8 protein-coding genes are annotated in these 21,517 nt (G+C 46.3%); 7 read left to right on the forward strand and 1 reads right to left on the reverse strand.

Going from position 1 to position 21,517, the window contains the following annotated elements; genetic code table 11:
* Nucleotides 1-8 precede the first annotated feature (8 nt).
* Nucleotides 9-3,107 carry a SusC/RagA family TonB-linked outer membrane protein gene (locus tag AC1DV1_RS22825; RefSeq protein ID WP_477363955.1) on the reverse strand — a complete coding sequence of 1,033 codons (3,099 nt, stop codon included), beginning with the start codon at nt 3,105-3,107 and terminating at the stop codon, nt 9-11.
* 399 nt (nt 3,108-3,506) lie between these two features.
* On the opposite strand from AC1DV1_RS22825, the gene AC1DV1_RS22830 reads away from it, so the two are divergent.
* From AC1DV1_RS22830 to AC1DV1_RS22860, 7 genes are all read left to right on the forward strand, one after another.
* A complete protein-coding gene (locus AC1DV1_RS22830) occupies nt 3,507-3,884 on the forward strand; it encodes a hypothetical protein (protein WP_477363958.1) in 378 nt (125 codons plus the stop codon).
* A gap of 189 nt (nt 3,885-4,073) precedes the next feature.
* Nucleotides 4,074-5,531 carry a TolC family protein gene (locus AC1DV1_RS22835; protein WP_477363961.1) on the forward strand — a complete coding sequence of 486 codons (1,458 nt, stop codon included), beginning with the start codon at nt 4,074-4,076 and terminating at the stop codon, nt 5,529-5,531.
* Between the two features lie 19 nt (nt 5,532-5,550).
* On the forward strand, nt 5,551-6,732 hold the full coding sequence (locus AC1DV1_RS22840) for an efflux RND transporter periplasmic adaptor subunit (RefSeq protein ID WP_477363965.1): 1,182 nt from the start codon (nt 5,551-5,553) through the stop codon (nt 6,730-6,732).
* A gap of 46 nt (nt 6,733-6,778) precedes the next feature.
* Nucleotides 6,779-10,033, forward strand: coding sequence for an efflux RND transporter permease subunit (locus tag AC1DV1_RS22845; protein WP_477363968.1), 3,255 nt, complete (start codon nt 6,779-6,781; stop codon nt 10,031-10,033).
* Between the two features lie 2 nt (nt 10,034-10,035).
* A complete protein-coding gene (locus tag AC1DV1_RS22850) occupies nt 10,036-13,314 on the forward strand; it encodes an efflux RND transporter permease subunit (RefSeq protein WP_477363971.1) in 3,279 nt (1,092 codons plus the stop codon).
* A gap of 11 nt (nt 13,315-13,325) precedes the next feature.
* Nucleotides 13,326-13,802, forward strand: coding sequence for a MarR family winged helix-turn-helix transcriptional regulator (locus AC1DV1_RS22855; protein WP_477363975.1), 477 nt, complete (start codon nt 13,326-13,328; stop codon nt 13,800-13,802).
* 560 nt (nt 13,803-14,362) lie between these two features.
* On the forward strand, nt 14,363-21,511 hold the full coding sequence (locus tag AC1DV1_RS22860) for a cellulose binding domain-containing protein (protein ID WP_477363979.1): 7,149 nt from the start codon (nt 14,363-14,365) through the stop codon (nt 21,509-21,511).
* Nucleotides 21,512-21,517: the final 6 nt, after the last annotated feature.

Raw genomic sequence — 21,517 nt, forward strand, 5'->3', positions numbered from 1 at the left:
TAAATCATTTAAAATGTAACATTTACCCCAAGATTGATGACCCGTTGCTGCGGATAGATCCTGCCGTTATTAACGGTACCGGTAGCACTTTCAGGGTCGAACGAAGGGCCAAAGCTGTCAATGGAGAACAGGTTATTTCCGCTTACGAATACCCTTGCCGCCTTTACTTTTATCCGGGCTAACAGGTCTTTAGAAAAGCTATAGCCAATCTCTACGTTTTTAAGGCGCAGGAAAGCATCATTGCGAAGCCAGAAAGTTGATGGATAAGCGTTTGAGCCAAAAGTGCGGCTTGTTGGGCCATTAAATGTGCGGGGGTAGGTATCATCCCCTTCTTTTTGCCAGCGGCCTGTGAAAAACTCTTCGGCCATATTCAATCCGCTTGGTAATAAAATGGCTTTTGATTTGGCCTGTCCCTGGAAAAATATAGTTAGATCGAAGTTTTTATACCGCCCGCCAAGGGTGAGGCCGTAAAGGATCTGCGGTGTGTTTGAAAGTGTAGTTCTTACCTTGTCAAGGTCGTTTATCACTCCGTCTCCGTTTATATCTTTATACCTGATATCGCCAACACCGGTACCTGTTGGGTGAGGTGAAGCATTTAGCTCAGTGGTATTCTGAAAAATACCATCGGCCTGGTATAGCAACCATGAATCAATGGGATAGCCTGTTACGCGCTGGTAAGCAGGTACATTTGCCGGCTCGGCACCGTATATCACCTTATTAACCGCATAGGTCATATTACCATTAACATTGAAAGAGAAATCTTCGTTTAGTTTTTTATTGTAGCCAAGGTCAAGCTCCATACCCTTGTTATTTACTTTACCCAGGTTTACATCGGGTAAGGTAAGCCCTGTATAATCGGGTACGGCCGCGCTTGGTGCAACCAGTATATTATTCCTTGACGAGCGAAAAACATCTACGCTGATGGAAAGCGCATGAAATAACTGCGCATCAATCCCAAGGTTGGTGGTTGTAGCCACTTCCCAGGTGATATTAGTGTTTGGTGTTGGGCCTAACGAGAAACCAGGTACCTGGGTAGCGTTGGGGCCAAAATAATAACCTGCCCCCAGGTATTGTGATATCTGGCCTGCCTGAAGCCCATAGGTTTGGATGTACTGGAAGGCGTTAACCGCATCATTACCGGTTTTGCCCCATGATCCTCTCAGTTTCAGGTCATCAATTACAGACGAGTGGAAGAAGCTTTCCTGCGATATCCGCCAGGCGGCTGATAAGGATGGGAAGAAACCAAAGCGTTTGCCTGCCGGAAAGTTAGGAGATCCGTCATAACGCATATTGTAATCCAGCAGGTACCTGTCATCATAGTTATAAGATAACCGGCTAATGAAGTTTTGACGGGCAAATTGTGTAGTTATAGAATTGTTGGTTTGGCCTACGGTGCTGCCGGCAAATAATTCGGTTACGTTATTACTTAAAAAGCCGGTACGGTAAGCATCCAGCTCGGTATACGTTTGTTGTTGCTGCTCGTAGGCTACAAATGCTTCTATACCATGCTTTTTAAATTTGTGCTCGTAGCCTAGTTTAATGTTAGCCAGCCTGCTTACAGTTTGGCTATTGGTAATGGATAAATTTGGAGGAACGGTAGAGGTAAACTCATCATAATTGCCTGTTGTTTTATTATAACTATAAGCAGGAGGGGGCAGCGCGTTAAAACCTTTATATTGGTTTGAGTTTACATCGTATGCAAAATAGCCGTCAAGATGCAGGCCTGGCGTTACCTTTGGCAATGCCCAGCTGAACGATGTTTTCGTTTGCAAAAAGTTATAATTGTTGTGGGTATAGCCCAGGTCGCCATTCAATATATATACCATACTGGTGGCAGGGCCGCCACCAATACCTACGCCGACTTTACCATTTGGATATACTGGAATCAGGTAAGGATAGGCATTCCACAACTGGCTGAATATAGCATTGGCGTCGTATCCCGGCGCTTCGCCGTTTTTGTATTCAGCGCGGTACATCACGTCCACGCCGATCTTGAAATTATCGGTAGCCGAGATGTCGATATTGGCGCGGCCATTGTCATTTTTGTAATAATCGGTACCGCTATTATATATACTGTTCTGAAACAGGTGCTGGCCCGAGATGTAATACTTTACCTTATCCGAACCGCCTCTTAACGTTAACACGTTATTGGTTTGAGTTGCCCAGTTTCTCATTACTGCTTTCCACCAATTGGTGTTGGGGTGGCCAAGCGGGTCGGTGCCATCTTTGTACTTTTGAATATCATCGGCAGTGTATTCATGCTGCTGGCCAACCAGGTCGTCATATTCATTGGCCGATTGCGCAAACTCCCAGGAGTTTAACATTTTGGGGACCCGAGTAGGCTGCGTCATAGAAAAATTGGACGTAAATGATAAAGTGGTTTTTCCTGCTGTACCTCTTTTAGTGGTAATCAATATAACACCGTTTGCCGCCCTTGCACCGTAAATAGCCCCGGCAGCGTCTTTTAAAACGGTGAAGGATTCGATATCCGCAGGATCTAAGCGATTAAAACCACGATCGGGGATACCATCGATCACAACCAGCGGACTGGTATTACCCAGGGTACCTTTTCCCCTCACCAGGATACTGGCATCATCAGCGCCTGGTTCGCCGCTCCGGGTGTTAACAATCAGCCCCGGTACAGCGCCTGCAAGCGTATTGGATACGTTAGCAACCGGCGATTTCTCCAGTTCTGTCCCTTTAATGGTACTTACAGCTCCGGTAAGGTTTGCTTTTTTCCTGGTGCCGTAGCCAATCACCACTACTTCGCCAAGGTTTCCCGAGGTTTTGTCTGGTGCCATGGCTACATCGCCATTCCAGTCTTTGGTAACTGCGACTGTTTTTTTCAAATAACCGATAAAGGAGAACGAGAGCTTTGCATTGATTTCGGGAACGCTGATCTTGTAAAATCCGTTCACATCGGTACTTGTGCCTTCAGCAGTTCCGTCAAGCAAAATACTTACTCCGGGAAGGGGCTGGCCGTGTTCGTCGGTTACATGGCCAGATACACTTCTTTTTTGCTGGGCAAAACCCTGCTGGCAACAAAGTAGCAAAATAAGGCATAATACATACATGCCCAGTTTTTTAGGTGGTACTTTTTTTTTCATAATAATTGGTTTGGTTGTTGAATAATTGGTTATTCTGTTCTGTTCTATTCTTTAATAAAAGTAAGAGGCTTTTTTGATACAACCAAATGTTTTTTTTATTTTTTTTGGTGTAATGGCGGATAGGCACCCTGAAGCTTAAAAACAATACCCCAAAGTGACATAACCAACAGGCTGGTCAAAGCTATATGTCACATTATCAATGAAGTATGGGGTATGCCGCCGCTGTTGAATAATTATAAAGCGATAAAATCAATTGGGTAACTGCTGGTGGCACTTGGTTGCCATTTTAGTTTGAGCCAGCCTGGAAAGCTGCGGATATTGCCTTCAAAAGTCATGTATCCAAATCATTACAAAACATTTTAGCGCGATGAACTATTTTTGCCTTAGTTAAATAGCGCGGTGAAAAGGTATAAACAAACCATACAACAATACATAGTATTATCGCTTTTGGTGATGTACCAGGCTATTGGTTTTTTTCATATCGCTTATCTGCCGCGGCAAAATGATGCAGGCGGTCTGCATTCGCCACCTTCTATAGATTTTCTCCATAAAAATGGTAATGCCAACTTACCGCGGGTTCAGTTTCAAAGAAGTTTTCACTCCATTGAAAGCCGAAAGGATTTAGCTGCGCCCACCAGAACAGTGATCCTGTTTTTTGCATTCCTGCTTATTGCTGCTGCGGCTTTCACTGTTGCTAACAAACCAAACGGCACTTTGGATGCTGTATATTCCCATTCGTCCCCTTCTTACCTCAGCCTCCGCACGCTCCGAATTTGAGTTTATCTATCTTTTGAATTTACTGATCAGGTGTTAATCCGCACCCGGAATCGGTAAATGTTGTGTCAATCTCATGCCTTTTGTAGGCATTGCAGTTTTGACGCTTTCAAACCCTGTTTTCCTTTTTTCTAAATTTTAATCAGAAGGGCGGTTAAAACGTCATTCACTATAACATCAACCTGTTTTGCCATGACGCGCATACCAATAAATATTTATGGTTTAAGGCCGTTTTTATTTGCAGGCCTACTCTTACTATCATTAACCGCAGCCGCGCAAAGTAATAAGAAGAAGCAATTTCCTGTACCCGAAAATGTGCCCGATACCAGTACGGTCGGTTTCCCGATAATGCCTAACGCTACCGATGCCGGTAAAAACGGCGGGGAGTATTTAACCCTTAAACAATGTATCGATTACGCATTGATACATCAGCCGGCTTTAAACAAATCATTAATCAGTACCGCTATTGCCCGTACAACCAATTCCATCAACTTAGCAGCCTGGTTACCGCAGGTGAACGCCAATGGTAACGTGGTGCATTATATTCAGCAATCAAACGCTAATATCTCTACAAGCACCGGCACCACAACCGGCACCGGCTCTACCGGTACTGTACGCAGCAGTTACAACAATACTTTTATTCCGGAGCTGGCAGTATCGCAGGCCATTTTAAGCCCCAGCCTGTTGTATGCGGCTAAAAGCGCCCCCTTGTTGGTAAAGCAGGCACAGCAGGTTACCGATAGTACCAAAATATACCTGGTATCGGCAGTGAGCAAATCCTTTTATAACGTGTTGCTTACTTTGCAGCAGATTAATGTATTAAAGGAAGATACCGCCAGGCTTCGTAAAAATCTGCGCGATACCTATCATCAATATAAAGGTGGCATTGTGGACGAAACCGACTACCTGCAAGCCACTATCACCCTCAACAATTCGGTGGCGCAGTTAAAGCAGGCCAATGAAAATATTATACCGCAATACGCTGCATTAAAGCAACTGATGGGTTACGAGCCACAACAGGATTTTAATGTAAGTATTGATACGGCCCAGATGATGGCCGATATTCAAATTGATACCACCCGGCAATTACAATATGAAAAGCGGATTGAATATAGGCAGGTGGAAACCCAAAAAGATTTGCAGGTACAGCTTACCAATTACTACAAGTACGCTTATTTGCCAACCGTATCCGGTTTTTTCAATTACAGCCTGCAATATGCCAACAACAATTTTTCAAATCTGTTGTCAAAATCATACCCAAGCTCAATTGTTGGCGTATCGCTTAGTATTCCCATATTTACGGGGTTTGCAAGGATGCATAATGTGCATAAATCGCAGTTACAGGAGCAGCTGATCCACTGGGATGTGGTCGGCCTGAGATCGCAGCTGTATAAGGAATACACCACTGGGCTGGCCGGTTATAAAAGCAACCTGTTTAGCTTTAATGTGCAGCGCAAAAATGTGGCTATGGCCCGGCGTGTTTACTTTGTGGTAAACCTGCAATACAAACAGGGCATTGTAGCCTACCTTAACGTGATCACTGCCGAATCAAACCTGATCACAGCCGAAATCAATTACACTAACTCGCTTTTTCAGCTGCTATCAAGCAAAATTGACCTGGAAAAAGCGATGGGAGATATCACTTATTAATACTAAAAAAACCAGTCCGATGAAGCGCGTATTTTTAAATGCCATTGTTATAAGTATAGTACTTTTTGTAGCCTGTCAAAAAAAGCAGCCGCCCGAAAATACCGAAGTGCCCGTAAACCTGTACAAGGTGAAGGCAAGACGGGTTTTGTATTATGATAAGTACCCGTCAACCACCGCTGCGCTAAGCCAGGTAACCTTATTGCCGCAAGTACAGGGCGCCATAACCGGCATATTTTTTACCGAAGGAACCGAGGTAAAAAAAGGTCAAAAGCTGTACGAAATTGACAGGCGGATTTACCAGGATAGCTACGATGCCGCCGTTGCCAACCGTAAAGTTACCGAAGGCACATTGCTGCAGGCCCAGCAGGATGCCGACCGCTATGAGTACCTCAATAAATATAACGCCGTTGCCAGGCAGCTGTATGACCATGCCGTAATCACCCTTGATAACGCCAAAAGCCAGGTAAAATCGGCAGACCAGGCGGTAAGGACGGCTAAAACCAATTTAAGCTACGCCGATGTATATGCGCCTTTTGATGGCACTATTGGCCTAAGCCAGGTGAAGTTGGGTAACGTGGTAACCGCGGGTACTACCGGGCTAAATACCATCTCAACCAACGACCCAATGGCTGTTGATTTTGTGATCAACGAAAAACAGCTGCAAAAATTTGAGCGCCTGCAACAAAGCAAGCACGAACCAACCGATTCGCTTTTCACCATTCTATTGGCAGATAACTCGCTTTACCCGGTGAACGGCAAAATAGCGGTGATAGATAGGGCGGTGAATTCGCAAACAGGTGCCATCACCATCCGGCTGGTATTCCCTAATCCCAAAGGAATGTTAAGAGTAGGCATGAGTTGCGTGGTACGTGTGCACAACCAGGAGTCGGGGCCGCAAATTGTAGTACCGGGCAAAGCCGTTGTTGAGCAAATGGGCGAATACTTTGTGTATACCGCCAAAGATACCATGATGAACAACCCTAAAGCTGGTGCCGATTCGGCCAAAAACAAGATCAAAAAACTGGTGGCATTTCAGAAAAAGGTACAGGTTGGCGAAACCATTGGCCCCAACATGATCATCAAAAGCGGCATCGATGAAGGTGAACAGGTTATTGTTGATGGCGTGCAGTTACTGCACGATGGTTCAAAAATAACCACTGCCAACAAGGTAGGCCCATCGGCAGGTGGTAAAGCCCGTTAGTGGTAACGTTAAAACACAAACAAAAAATTTTAGACGAAGACATCCTATGATCGCTAATACTTTTATAAAAAGACCTGTAACGGCCATCGTGATATCTATTGTGCTGATTATTACCGGTACCGTGAGTATCCTCATGTTGCCGATAGATCAGTATCCGGATATTACCCCGCCTATTGTACAGGTTAACGGCCAGTTTACCGGTGCCGACGCGCAAACGGTTGAACAAACCGTTGCCACGCCCATTGAGGAGCAGGTGAACGGAACGCCGGGCATGGAATACATGCAAAGCAACAATACCAATAACGGGCAAATGAGCATGAACGTAACCTTTAAAATGGGTACGGATATAGATGTTGCCGCGCTTGATGTTCAAAACAGGGTGAGTATTGCTACCCCGCTGTTGCCAGCCGTGGTAAGCCGGCTTGGGTTAACTGTACGCGCGGTAAACCCAAGCATGCTCATGATGGTGGCAATTTACGCACCCAAAGGCACGCACAACATCACTTTTTTAGATAATTACACCAATATATTTATCCAGGATGCACTGTTGCGTGTTCCCGGCGTAGGTAGCATTAATCGCTTTACGGATGATTTTAGCATGCGTATCTGGATGAACCCGGATAAAATGGCCGCCTACAGCTTAACCCCATCTGATGTAATTGCCGCCCTTAACGCCCAAAACGTGCAGGTAGCGGCGGGTACAGCAGGTGTGCCGCCGCAGGCTTCCAGCCAAACTTACGAGTTAGGCATCCTGGTAAACGGACGCTTGAGTAAAGTATCGGAATTTGAAAAGGTGATTGTAAAAACCATCCCTGCTACCGGGCAGCTGGTTTATTTGAAAGATGTGGCCCGGGTTGAGTTGGGTAAATTCACCTTCTCCAGTAATTCTTTTGTTGATGGGCATAAGGCGTCTTACCTGCAAATTTACCAGGCGCCCGGCAGCAACGCTTTGGAAACGGCCAACGGTGTGTACGCGGCTTTGGCCAAATTGAAAACCAACTTCCCATCTGATGTGCAATACCGGGTGCCGTTTGAATCGGTTACGGTAGTAAAAGTTTCTATGGAAGATGTGGTAGGAACTTTACTGAAAACACTGGGTCTCGTGGCCGTGGTGGTATTCCTGTTCCTGCAAAACTGGCGGTCAACGCTGATCCCGGTTCTGGCTATCCCGGTATCTATTTTTGGTACGTTTTGCTTTTTTATACCACTTGGCTTTACCATTAATACCCTAACCATGTTTGGTTTTGTACTGGCCATAGGTATTGTGGTTGATGATGCCATTATTGTGGTTGAGGCCGTTCAGCATTATATCGATCACGAAGGCATGTCGGCCAAAGAGGCTACTTACCAGGCCATGAAGGATATTTCGGCACCGGTAATCGCCATCGCGCTCATATTGGCGGCGGTGTTTGTACCGGTAGGCTTTATTCCCGGTATAGTTGGGCGTTTGTACCAGCAATTTGCTATTACCATAGCCATATCGGTGATCATATCGGCATTTATCGCCCTATCATTAACGCCGGCTTTGTGTACGCTGTTGTTAAAACCATCGCATATTGACGCCGACGCAAAAGGCATCAACAAACTGTTTTTCAAATTTAACAGTTGGTTTCAAAGGGTAACGGACAGGTACACCGAAGGTGTTAAAAAAAGCATCAAGGCATCCCGCTTTATTGTGATCCTGCTGCTGTGCATTTGCGTGGCAACTTTCTTCCTATTCCAGCATAAGCCATCAGGCTTTATTCCATCAGAGGATGACGGCAATTTGTATGTTGCGTTCCAGTTGCAGCCCGCGTCATCTACCGCAAGATCTGTAGAAGTGATGTCGAAACTGATGAAGGTTATCGGCTCAACACCGGGCGTGGCGCACTATGCGGCGTTATCTGGCTTAAACGTGGTAACCAATGCCAGTAACTCCAATAACGGCACCATTTATTGCCAGCTTGCGCCATGGGACGAGCGCAGCAAAACAACCGAGCAGGTACCGGGCATTATAGGCGAATTGCAAAAACGAATTGCCGATGCAGGGATCCGGGACGCTAACGTAGAAGTTATCCAGCCCTCACCACTGCCAGGTATTGGCACAACCGTTGGTTTCAGCTTACAAATAGAACAGCGAAGCACAACAGATAACCTGCAGGACTTTCAAAGAGTAGTAGACAAATTTGTGACCGAGGCGAATAAAAATCCGGTGATCTCCAAAGCCTTCACGTTTTATACCTCGCATACCCCTAACTACAGTTTAACTGTCGACAGGGAAAAATGCGAAAAACTGGGCGTGAACGTAGCCGATGTATTCACTACTATCCAGGCTTATATGGGCAGTTTATACATTAACGATTTTACTACCTATAACCGTACTTTCCACGTAGTGGTACAGGCCGATACGGCTTTCCGTAAAGTAGTTGCCAATATGGATAAATACTATGTGCGTAACCAGGCCGGTGATATGGTGCCTTTAGGTACCTTGATGAACTATAAACCTGTCGACGCGCCGCCGCTAATTTCCCACTTTAATATCTTCCGCACGGCCGAAGTTGATGGCGCAGCAGCCGAAGGCCATAGCAGCGGCGAAGCCATAGCCGCCATGCGGGAGCTGGCAAAAAGAGTTTTGCCAGAGGGGTACGATTATGAGTTTTCGGGACTGAGTTACGAGGAGATCAAGGCCGGCTCGACAACCATTTACATTTTCCTATTCTCCATCACCTTTGTGTTCCTGTTCCTGGCGGCCTTGTATGAAAGCTGGTCGGTACCGTTCTCTGTATTATTAGCTGTGCCGATAGGTGCCATGGGAGCTATCCTGGCATTGGTACTGGTGCCAAGTTTAACCAATAACGTGTATGCGCAAATCGGGTTAATTACGCTCATCGGGCTTGCGGCCAAAAACGCCATCCTGATAGTAGAGTTTGCCAAGGTAAGGGTAGATATGGGTGAGGAGCTCATCAAATCAACCCTGGAAGCGGTAAGCCTGCGTTTACGGCCTATCATCATGACCTCTCTTGCCTTTGTTTTGGGTGTACTGCCGCTGGTATTAGCCACTGGTGCAGGTGCTGTAGCCCGCAGAACCATAGGTTTTACCGTTTTGGGCGGGATGATAGCAGCATCTACACTGGCTATTTTCATTGTACCGGTATTGTTTGTAATCATCACCCGCTTCTCCTACGGTAAAGAAAAACTGGAGTACCTGCAAGCGCATAAAGCCGACCTGGCGGAAAAAGCCAAAAAAGTGGAGGCGCAAAACATTGATCCCGAACTGGAATATGAGATTGAAAAATCCCGTGCATTACATAAAGCTAATTAAGGATGATTTCAAATACATTTATAAAGCGGCCCGTAACCGCCATCGTAATATCGCTGGTATTGATGATTGCCGGGGTAATTTGCCTGGTTAACCTCGCGGTTGATCAGTACCCCAATATCTCGCCGCCTAGTGTATCGGTTAACGGGTCATACACGGGTGCCGATGCGCAAACCGTGGAGCAAAATATAGCCACACCGATTGAAGAACAGGTAAACGGTACGCCCGGAATGGAGTATATGACCAGCACCAGTACCAACAGCGGCAGCATGGGTATCAGGGTAACCTTTAAAATAGGCACCAACGTACATATTGCTGCGCTAAACGTTCAAAACCGTGTGGGGATAGCGGCCCCCTTGCTGCCTTCCGTAGTAAGTAAACTGGGGCTAACCGTACGCGCCAGTAACCCCGATCAGTTGATGCTGGTCGCTATTTACTCGCCAAAGCATAGCCATAATATTACCTTTTTGGATAACTACACCAGTACCTTCATCCAGGATGCCATATTACGTGTGCCGGGTGTTGGTGATGTAAGCGCCCGTACCGATAATTTTAGTATGCGTATCTGGATGAACCCCGATAAAATGGCATCCTATAGCTTAACCCCGGCCGATGTAACCGCCGCGCTAAACGCGCAAAACGTGTACGTTGCCGCCGGCTCGGTTGGTGCCCCACCGCAGGACGCTTCCCAAACCTATGAAACCGGTATTTTGGTTAACGGGATGATCAGCAAGGTGAAGGATTATGAAAATATTGTCGTGAAAAGCATCCCCGGCACCAGTCAGTTAGTGCATTTGAAAGATGTGGCCAGGGTTGAACTGGGTAAATTCACCTTTTCCAGCAATGCGTTTGTTGATGGCAACCGCGCTTCTACCATCCAGATCTATCAATCGCCGGGAAGCAACGCCCTGCAAACTGCCGAAAACGTATATGCGGCTTTGGCCAAATTGAAAAAATCGTTCCCCAACGATGTTGATTACGTGGTACCTTTTGAATCGGTAACCATTATCAAGGTATCGATGCAGGAAGTAATTGGCACTTTAATTAAGGCACTTATTTTAGTGGCCATTGTGGTGTTTCTTTTCCTTCAAAACTGGCGTTCAACGCTGATTCCTATATTGGCCATCCCGGTATCCATATTGGCTACATTCATCTTTTTTATACCCTTAGGCTTCACCGTTAACACCTTAACCATGTTCGGTTTTGTACTGGCGATAGGTATAGTGGTAGATGATGCCATTATTGTGGTAGAGGCTGTGCAGCATTATATTGACGAGCAGCACATGTCGCCCAAGGAGGCTACTTATCATGCCATGAAAGAGATCTCGGCACCGGTTATCGCCATCGCGCTCATCCTGGCGTCGGTATTTGTGCCGGTTGGTTTTATACCGGGGATAGTCGGGCGTTTATACCAGCAGTTTGCTATCACCATCGCCATTTCAGTTATTCTATCGGCATTTATTGCTTTATCTTTAACCCCCGCGCTTTGTACCTTATTGTTGAAGCCTACCAAACCGGTAACAGATAAATCGAACTGGCTCGATCGGTTTTTCAGGGGTTTCAATCGGATGTTTGAAAAACTAACCTTTAAATACACCAACGGTGTACACAAAAGTATTAAAGGCGCACGATACATCATTGTGCTGCTGGTTTGTATTTGCGTGGGTACTTACATGCTGTTCATGCTGAAGCCTTCGGGCTTTGTGCCGGCAGAAGACGGTGGCCGTTTGTATGTAACTTATCAGCTGCCCGAAGCTTCGTCAACCATTCAATCGGTTAATGTGATGAACAAGCTCATGAAAATTGTGGCATCAACACCGGGAATCCTGCATTATACCGCTATATCGGGTTTCAATATCCTGAATGGTGGTGCCAACTCCAACAACGGCTCCATGTTTTGCATGCTTACTCCCTGGGATGATCGTACGACGCCCGATACCAGAGTGCCAGGGCTGATGAACGTGATTAAGAAAAAGATTGCCAAAGCCGGTATCAAAAATGCCAACGTGGTGGTTGCGCAACCGCCACCCATCAGGGGCATTGGCCAGGTCGCCGGGTTCAGCATGCAAATTGAGCAAGGCAACTCTACCGATGATATTTACACCTTTGAAAAAGTGGTTAAAAAGTTTGTGGCGGCAGCAAAAGCCAATCCCGCTACTGCCGGGGCTTACAGTTATTTTTCGGCGCATACACCAAGTTATCAGCTTAATGTAGATCGTGAAAAATGCGAAAAGCTGGGCATCAATATTTCTGATGTTTTCTCAACCATGCAGGCTTATATGGGCAGTTTGTTTGTCAGTAATTTCACTTTATACAACAGAACTTACCATGTGGTAGTACAGGCGGATACGGCTTACCGGGCGCTCATTTCCAATATGAATAAATATTATGTGCGCAATTCGGCCGGCCAAATGCTTCCTTTAAGCACGGTAATCAGTTATAAGCCGATAGTGGCTGCTCCGCTCATCACCCACTTCAATATCTTCCGCTCTGCCGAAGTTGATGGTTCCATTCCACAGGGATACAGCAGCGGGCAGGCAATTGAGGCAATAAAGGCTTTAGCTGCCAAATCGTTACCTCGCGGGTATACCTATGAATTTTCGGGATTGAGTTACGAGGAATTAAAAGCAGGGTCGACTACGGTTTACATTTTTATGTTCTCCATTATGTTTGTATTTCTGTTCCTTGCTGCATTGTATGAAAGCTGGTCGGTACCATTTTCGGTGATGCTGGCTGTGCCGATAAGCGCATTTGGGGCTATCCTGGCGCTTACTGTAGTGCCAACTATCACCAATAACGTTTACGCGCAAATAGGGCTCATCACGTTAATCGGCCTTTCTGCCAAGAATGCCATCCTTATTGTGGAGTTTGCCAAAATAAGGGTTGATAGGGGAGAAGAGCTGGTGAAATCCACCCTGGAAGCTGTTCGCCTGAGGCTAAGGCCCATCATCATGACCTCGCTGGCTTTCATCTTGGGTGTATTGCCGCTGGTATTGGCCACCGGTGCCGGTGCCGAATCCCGGAATACCATAGGAGTAACTGTTTTAGGGGGCATGATAGCTTCATCAACCATATCCATATTTATTGTGCCGGTGCTTTTTGTTTTGTTCACCCGTTTCTCGTACGGAAAAAAACAGCTGGCCTATTTGCAGGAACATCACGAAGAGTTAATGGAGAAGGCGCGGAAAGTAGAGGCACAAAATATCGACCCGGAGCTGGAATATGATATTGCCGAAGCACATGCCCAGCACAATGAATACAAAGCATCGGGTAAAACAAAATAGCACAGTAGCAAATGAAAAACACAGAACTGCTATCGCAAAATTTACGATTGATCAATTATTTTTATACCAGGAACCTCGCCAGGGAGCTGTCTTCCATTCGGTTAAACCATCATTTTGAGGTAATGCTTATACTGGCCAAACAACCAGCGCCGATCACCCAAAATCAATTAGCCGAACTGTTGCACATCGATAAATCCAGAGTGGCTCATATCATTTTTTCGATGGAAGAAAGCGAGATCGTCATCGTAAAAACCAATCCCGCCGATAAGCGTCAGCACCTGATTTCGTTATCCCCGCATGCTTTAAAATCTGTTCCATATGTGGAAATGAAAGTAAGAGAGGTAAACGAAATGGCCAAAACCGGCATAAGCGAAGAAAAGCTAATGGTTTTTATAGAAGTGGCCGAAACGATGATGCAAAATTTGACAAAAAAGGCAAAGAAAAATCAACAGGATACCGATCTGTCAACGGATTTAAATAATAGCTAACACTAAACACAAAGCCACCTTAACACAAATGTTTTTTTGGTAGAAGGCAGCTTACCGGCTGCCTTCTACCTTCAGTCCCCCAAAAGAATTGTATGATTCAGGCTGCGGCCTGCCTCACCAAAATACACAAAATCCCAGAATCTGCCGGTAATATTACTTTTAGCAGAAATCTCACGCTCCCTCACATCACGCTGAAAAATAGGGCGCAAAGTATTCCGAATGTTGCTTTGTCCCCTATAATTGGTCGCTGGTTCACCCTTGTATCTCCATTTTAGGGCCGACATTTGATTTTAAATCAATAAGCAAATAAACCTTACAGTTCATGCCTTTAGACGATCGGTGTTAATCGGGAGTTAAACGAAAACTGTATTTTCTAAAACAAAACGGGAGGATCCCGGAAAGTTATTGTACTAACATTTTAGTGAATTGCCTATGTATTGGCAAAGGCTAACTATAGGTTATAATAGACAATAGCTAAATTTTGAGTATCGGTATTATCCAAACATCTATATAACCAAAGCTAAACAACCTATCCGTAAACCGGTGTAATATTAAATTATATGAGAAAAAAAGTTACTTATTTTTTAGTAATGGTGGTAATCTTGCTTTTGTCGTCGGCCATGACGGGCCAAGTAATTGCCCAAACCTTTGCAAGCCCTGGTGTCCCCTTCACCCAGGCCGACCTCACTCAGCTAAAAGCCAATATGAATACCGAGCCCTGGCTTACGGGATATAACTCCCTCAAAGGCGATTCACATTCGCAGTTGAGCTATGGAATGAGGGGCCCTTTTGCTACGGTAACCCGTGCACCCAATTTAAACAACCCGGCCTGGCTGGATGATATGATCGCTATTCATAACCTGGCGTTCATGTATGTTTTTACAGGCGATTCCACATACGCCCGTAAAGCCACCAATATGCTGGATGCATGGGCGGTTACCAACACCACCTGGGGTGGCGGAGAAAATATGCTGGATATTGGCGACCGGGTAGCTTATTTTGTTGTAGGAGCCGATATCCTGAGAAGCACCTTTCCCGGGTGGACAGCCGCTAATGACACGCACGTAAACAATTATTTCCGTAATGTTTTATTTCCAACTTCCTGGTCGCCTTACCCTACAAGAGATGCTAATAAAGGGGCTCTTCAAACTGCAATAGCAATTGGTATATCGGCCTATTTAAAAGATCCTGTTTTATGGCAGCAAGCCATTGAGGTATACCGCATGGATGCAGGCGGCGGGTTGCGGAATAGCTTACCTAACGGTGAAGTAGGCGACTCTGGTCGTGATGACCACTGGTTTGAGCAGATCCAGGCGCTTGGGTGGAGCGCCGAAGTAGCCTGGAAACAAGGGGTTGACCTGTTTGCAGAATTTGATAATCGTTTGCTTAAAATCGGCGAGTTATATGGCCAATATAGTCAGTCGCCCGCCGGTACTTTATCTTTTATCCCATACGGGGCCTATGCTAGTTATTGGACCAATTGGGGAATTCCTCCCGGATTTGTTCACAGGCATCCGTTTAACAATATTATTAAAGGAGCGTATGCGCTGCGTAAAGGCATCCCAACACCATATACCGAGCAAATACGGGCGTTGGCAGGCGAAGATGGTTTTTCGTTTTTGTATTTAAAATCTTCCGATACCTCGCATGCCACACCTTTAACGCCGGTTGTTTACCCTGCCGATAATGTACAGGCGGTGAGTAACGTAACCAACCTGGATATCGGTAATACCGGGCTGGCAGGCAGCGCTTCGTTGAATAACGGGGTCTGGACAGTTAATTCTGCCGGAACTTCTACCAGTAATGCCTTCAGCTTCAATTTTAAAAAGATCAGCGGCAATGCTGGCCTGGTGGTAAAAGTTAACAGCATGTCGCTCAATACCGGCGGCTGCGGCGTCATGTTACGTCAATCGCTGGCTGCTGGTTCCGCATTTTGGGATATTTTTCTCAACGCTACAGGCGGTATCGGCAATCATTGGCAGCCCAAAGCCCCCTGGTGGTTAAAAATCGAACGCGTAGGTACGCGTATATTCGCCTACCATTCGCAGGACGGTATTAACTGGACCAATCTTAGTTGCTGGTATTCTGCAACAGGTTTCCCAACCGATCTGTATGCCGGGTTTTATACCATCTCTGGTAATGCTTCGGCACTCAATACGGCCACGTTCAGCAATGTAGCTTATAGTCGAACTGCGCCGGCCGGCTCTCCGGATATCAGCAGTGCTACCACAGCCACAGCTACTATTAGCACACCTTTTAGTTATAATATTACCGCCGGTGCTAATCCATCTTCTTATAATGCCAGCGGCTTGCCGGCCGGGCTTAGCCTTGATGCGGCTACGGGTATTATTTCCGGCACACCTACTGCTTTAGGGCAAAGCGAAGTTGCCACAGCAGCTACCAATGCCAGCGGCACAGGTACGGCAACCCTCATCTTCAACGTTATCAATAACCAAACGCCCGCAGCGCCTGCTTCGGCCGCGGCATCGGTGGTTAACGCTTCGCAAATTAAACTGACCTGGGCAGCTTCGGCCAACGCTTCCGGTTATTCGGTAAAACGTTCGCTAAGCGCCGGAGGTGCATATACAACAATCCAGGCAGGGGTTAGCGGTACCAGCTTTACTGATGCTTCTCCTGTGCCCGAAGTAAATAACTATTATGTTATTACGGCCCTTACCGGGAATCTGGAAAGTGGTAACTCCAACGAGGTCTTTGCTTCAGTTCCGCCTGCGGCCCCTGCACAACCCACTGTGGTCAATAAAAACAAAGAAATTGATTTAAGCTGGACCACCGCTTCCGGAGCAGCAACCTATAATGTAAAAAGAAGCACCGTTAGTGGTGGCCCTTATACAATCGTAACCAATGTGCCGGGTACCAGTTACGCCGATGTAAATGTAAGTAACGGAAGTCCTTATTATTACGTGGTTTCGTCAGTAGGGCAAACCAAAGAAAGCACGAATTCGATCGAGGCATTCGGGGTTCCCGGGTCTGGTTTGTATACCTGGAAACCGGCAACCGAAACCGATTCATTAAAGCTGGCTTCCAACTGGATAGAAAATGCTATCCCGGCAAGCCCGGCCATCGTTATGTTCAATGCATCGGCCGATACCATTTTGACTAATGACATTAAAGGGCTTGCGGTTTCGCGGATGCAATTTAACGCTGGCGCAAATAGCTACAACATATCCGGCGATACGCTTCGTTTAAGGAATGACCTGGTTAACAATGCTACAACCTCGCATACGCTGAGCATGCCCATTGTTTTGGATACTTTACTCAATGTAAACACCGTAACCAACGGTACTATATCCCTCACTGGCGGCATAAGAGGCAACGGAAGTTTGCTTAAAAACGGCATAGGATATCTTTATATATCAGGAAACAATACTTATACCGGTAATACCACGCTAAACGGTAACGGGCAAAGCTGGCCCCCTGTATACGGCATGGAGGTATCGGGCATTGGCACAGGAACGCCTTCGGCGCCAACATCTGGTCCGCTGGGCACAGGTAAAATTATTATGAATGGCGGCGCATTGTTCTCTGCAAACGGCGATGCGACATTTTATAACGATTTTGAAATAGCTGCGGGTAAAACCAGTTATTTTTATCAAACCAGTAACGCCATAAACCTGTATGGTAAGCTTTTGGGTAGCGGCACCATTATACAGGATGGAAACGTTTACGCAGGCCTACACCTTTTTGGCGATAACAGCAATTTCACCGGTACTTTTGTATCCAAATTACGCAGCGGTAACAACCGGGTGCGTTTTGAAGTTCCCCAATCGGGCAGTGCCAAGGCCTACTGGAACCTAGATGCCAACGGAAACGACTGCCAGGGGATACTGTTCGCAACCGGTACCATCAGTTTTGGCGCACTTTCCGGCAGGGGGGCAATCCGGACAGATGCGGGAGGCAGTCCTACCATCAGCATTGGTGCATTAAACCTTAATACAAATTTTGGAGGCGTCATGTCGGGCTCAATGAACGTTGAAAAAGTAGGCTCGGGCGTACTTATTTTTAGCGGCAATAATTCATATGGCGGCGCCACAACCATCAATGGCGGAAAATTCTTGCTGAATAACGATCCGTCGTCCGGCGTATTTAACAGCGCGCTTACGGTTACAGCCGGTTCATTCGGCGGAACCGGTAAGGGTTCAGGATCAGTTACTATCGGAACCGGAAGCGGAACAGGGGCGATACTTGAGCCCGGAAACCAGGCCATCGGTTCGCTGATAACCGGAGCCTTAACATTAAAATCTGATGCTACCTACAATGCCGAAATTGATTTGGGAAGTGCTGCGGGAGATAAGGTAACAGCTACCAGTGTGAGCCTGGCCAATTCTCCTCAATTGTCGGTAACAGGTATTGCCGGAACACTGCCCTTGGGTACATCCTATACTATTATAGATAACACTGGTACCAGTGCCATCGCCGGAACCTTTAAAAATTTGCCCGAAATGGCGCTGATTACCGTTGGTGCATACAATTTCCGGATAACCTATAAAGGCGGAACAGGAAATGATGTGGTATTATTGGACGACCGTACTGTGCTTGTTACCATTACCAGCGCTTTAACCGATACTGTTTTGATTGGGAAGCCATTTAACTATACAGTTGGCGCTATTAAATCGCCCAATAGTTTTTCGGCAACCGGGCTTCCTTCAGGGCTTAATATTAATACAAGTACCGGGGTAATTTCCGGCACTCCTACGCAAACGGGAGTGTTTACAGTAACACTAACCGCGTCAGACGGGAACACCACCGGCACAGCAACCCTGGTTTTAACCGTTCAAAGTAATGTTGTAAGCGGGTTATTGGTTGCCGCGGGCGATGCTAAAAACATCATAGAATGGGTGCCGATATCAAACTTTACCTATAAAGTTAAGCGTGCCTCAGCTTCGGGTGGGCCTTATACCACTATTGCAAATGTTAGCACCACGCAATACACAGATGCCGGCGTAACTAACGGAAGTACCTACTTTTATGTAGTTACATCAATTGACAGTACTGCCGAAAGCCCAAACAGCTTAGAGGTAGTAGCGAAACCAAATACCGGCCAAAACGACTATTATAAATTTGACGAAACTGCCGGAACAAAGGGGATTGACGCCTGGAGCGCAAACCATGCCACACTGGCAACTACAGCCAGCCGTGGTACCGGCAAGTACGGCCAATCGCTCCTGTTGGATGGTACAGCTAATTCATATGCCACCCTTCCGTCGGGTATTATGAGTACGCTAAATGATTTCACCATTTCGACCTGGGTAAGGATGGATGCTATCAGTACATGGATGCGTGTATTTGATTTTGGATCGAGCACTACCCAGTATATGTTTTTAAGCGTTCAGGCGGCCGTGGTAAGCGGGAAATCAACGGTGCGCTATGCCATTAAAAACGGATCGGCTGCCGAGCAGAACTTTAATTTTAATTATACTTTCCCACTTAACACCTGGACAAACCTGGCCATAACACGGTCGGGCAGTACCTGCACCATGTATATCAATGGAACTTCGGTGGCGTCATCTACAGGTATTAGCATTAAACCATCGGCCCTGGGCGCTACAAGTGCCAATTATTTAGGAAAATCGCAGTTTTCTGCCGATCCCATGTTCAAGGGCTCGATAGATGGGTTTAAGATATACAGCCGGGCATTAAGCGCCACAGAAATTGCTGCCGATCTGCTGGGCGATCAAATCATAACTTTTAATCCAATTGTACAAAAAGTAATGGGTGATGCCGATTTTGCGCCGCCAGCTACCGTATCTTCCGGTCTTGCGTTAACATACGCCAGCTCCGACACTACAATCGCATCAGTTGTTAACAGCAATATTCATATTAAAGCTGCGGGAGCAGCTGTTATTACCGCTTCGCAGGCCGGCAATACAAGTTATAAAGCAGCAACATCGATGAATCAAACTTTAACCATAGTTAAAAAAGGACAGACAATAGCTTTTAGTACTTTAAGTCCTAAAACTGTTATCGATACTGATTTCTATGCAGGCGCAGTAGCAAGCTCAGGCCTGGTGGCATCTTATGTAAGTGCTGATACCACAGTTGCCACCATTGTAAATGGAAAAATTCACATCAAAGGTGCAGGTACAGTAAACATCACCGCTTCGCAAACCGGGAATGCTACCTATCTTGCGGCAAGTCCGGTAAGCCAAAGCCTTACGGTAAACAAACTGGCCCAAACAATTACGTTCAATGCCCTGCCTGCTAAAAGACCAGGTGATGCTGACTTTAATGTTTCGGCTACCGCATCATCGGGCCTGCCGGTAAGCCTTGGCAGCAATAATACGGGTGTAGCAACGGTAACAAACGGACTGGTTCATATTACTGGCACCGGCACAACTATTATTACAACCAGCCAGCCCGGCAATGCAACTTATAAAGATACTACGCTTAGCCAAACCTTAACGGTTATACCGCTTAACCTGCAGGTACAATACCAGGATGGCGATGCCGGGCAATTAACCAATAACATAGCCCGCCCATATGTGAAAGTAGTGAATGCCGATTCCGTTGGTGTAGCCTACAGCGAATTAACCATGCGTTACTGGTTTACGGCCGAGAATTATGCCGGCATGAATACCTGGATAGACTATGCCCAGCTGGGGAACAGCAATGTAAAAATGAAATATGTTCCGTTGGATCAGCCACGGAATGGTGCCCTGGGCTACATCGACTATAGTTTTGCCCTAACAGGCAACCTGGGTGCCGGCGGTAATACCGGGCAAATCCAATCGCGGTTTGCCAACCAGGACTGGGGATTATTGAATGAGGCGGATGATTACTCTTACCAAAGCAATACCGGCAGCTATGCTAATAACAACCACATTACGCTTTACCGCAACGGGATGCTGATATGGGGAACCGAACCGGCAGCCGTTACCCCGCTTACCAGCCTTAACGTGTTTTACCAGAACCAAAACACCGGTACCAGCGGCAATGCCATCAGCACCTACCTGGCAATTAATAATACCGGCAACGTACCTGTAACTTTTGGAGATATCACAGCCCGTTACTGGTTTACCAAAGACGGTACCCAGAGCCTGAACTGTTGGATAGATTACGCTAAAAAAGGCAGCGGTAACATCAGTGGTAATTTTGTACCATTAGCTACCGCGCTCACCGGGGCCGATACCTATTTTGAACTTGCGGTAAATTCGGCCGCAGGCACCCTTTATCCTTTAAGTTCGTCGGGCAACATCCAGTACCGTATTACCAAGGCAGACTGGTCGAACTTTAATGAGCTGAATGATTACTCGTACATGGCCAAAGACGTCATGAAAGAGAATAACCACATTACGGTTTACTATAAAGGACAGCTCATTTACGGAACAGAACCTCCGTCAGGCTTGATGTCATTAAAGAGCGCACCTGTGGCTGTAGCCCCGCCGCAGCGCGACATCATCAACGAAGGCATTGTAGTACACCAAGGCCTTTCGCCAAACGGGGATGGTATTAACGATGTGCTGATCATAGACGGATTAACAGCCTACCCCGATAATAAATTAACGATCATGAACCGCAGTGGTGTTAAAATATTTGAAGCAAAAGGCTATGATAACAGCTCCAATGTATTTGACGGCCACTCCAGCATCAGCGGTACCATGCAGCAACCCGGCACCTATTTTTACACGCTGGAATATAAGAAAGGCGAAGAAAATAAACATAAAACCGGTTTCATCATCATTAAATACTGATAACGC

The organism is Mucilaginibacter sp. P4_D1, assembly GCF_056401935.1.